1 protein-coding gene is annotated in these 429 nt (G+C 64.3%); it reads right to left on the reverse strand.

All coding sequences use genetic code 11. From position 1 onward, the window contains the following. Window positions 1-38: 38 nt before the first annotated feature. A partial coding sequence (locus tag I6F37_RS41000) for a hypothetical protein (protein ID WP_225154519.1) occupies window positions 39-429 on the reverse strand: 391 nt, incomplete at its 5' end.

A 429-nucleotide genomic window follows, 5' to 3' on the forward strand; every position in this document is an offset into this window, starting at 1 on the left:
GAGTTCCAGAATCGCCGCGATCGATCCTCGTCGGTCACTCACGGGCGGGGCGCCTGCTCCCTCTCGTGCTCGAACGCCGCCACTTCGACGCCGTTGTCTACATCGCGTCGTCGCTTCCTGATCCCCTCGGTGCGCCAACGCGACGATGCGACAGCATTCCGATGCTGCTCCCAGCTGACGTCAGCCTCGTCCGCGACGAATTCGGTCGTGTCGTGTGCCCGACTGAACGTGCCGTGGCGATGTACTACCACGACTGCAGCCCGGAACTTCGAGATTGGGCAGTGGCGCGTCTCCGCCCACAGTTCGATATCGACTATCCGCGACCCGAAACGCAGCCGGACCTCCCCAGCCTGTACGTCGCCGGCGTCGAGGATCGCGCCGTGAATATCGAGTGGATGCGAGCCGCGGCAAGAGAGATCGTCGGACAAC

It is taken from the genome of Bradyrhizobium sp. NBAIM08 (genome assembly GCF_020193935.1).
GTDB classification, from domain to species: domain Bacteria; phylum Pseudomonadota; class Alphaproteobacteria; order Rhizobiales; family Xanthobacteraceae; genus Bradyrhizobium; species Bradyrhizobium yuanmingense.